Origin of the sequence: Mesorhizobium sp. M0317 (genome assembly GCF_040321555.1) — a bacterium.
Classification (GTDB): Bacteria; Pseudomonadota; Alphaproteobacteria; order Rhizobiales; family Rhizobiaceae; genus Mesorhizobium.
The window spans coordinates 1-723 of record NZ_JAMYRV010000111.1; the positions used below are offsets into that span (position 1 = coordinate 1).

The window sequence follows — 723 nt, forward strand, 5'->3', positions numbered from 1 at the left end:
ATCTTATTGATCTCGACGGTGTCCGGCGGCAAGCGACCGCCGAGGATATGCGCACGCTGATGAAGCTGCACCACGTAAACCCGGCAATCCACTACAACGGCGGCTACACGCTCGAGCCGATGGACATCTCGGTGCCGCACCGACACTTGCACATGGTGGAATCCTCGTTCCTCACCACCGACAAACCTATTATGGGCTCGTCTCAGTCCGAGTTTCAGGCGCAAGACAGTCTGGACATGGCGAAGATCGTTTTCGGCGAGGAATTCGTGGACGAGAACGTTGTCATGACCGCGTTCCTCAACTGCAACTCACCGCTCGTTTGGGACCAAACGCAGCTTGAATCGCTACGCTTATACGCGGCTCATAACCAGGCGCTTCTGCTTTCGCCTTTTGTACTTTATGGCGCTTCCACGCCTGTGCACGTGCTCGCCGCAACGGCGCAGATAGTGGCTGAGGTTATTGCTGGTGTAGCGTTCAGCCAAATCATCCGTCCCGGATGTCGTGCATTAATGGGTGTGGCACCGATGGGCGTTTACATGAAGAGCGGTTCGCCAACATTCGGTTCGCCAGAGGTGGCGCTTGCAATGTTCATATTTGGGCAGATGGCCAGATTCTACGGCATTCCATGGCGGACGAATGGCGCCAAATCCGGATCGAAGGGGGATGACCTCTACGCTGGTTACGATTCTATTCTGAAAGTTTATCCTGCGATTCTTGGCGGGT

Annotated in this window: 1 protein-coding gene; it reads left to right on the forward strand. The window is 55.3% G+C overall.

The window, feature by feature from the left end:
- Positions 1-723, forward strand: a 723-nt coding sequence (locus tag NKI88_RS31750) for a trimethylamine methyltransferase family protein (protein ID WP_352659347.1), incomplete at both ends; no start/stop codon positions are given.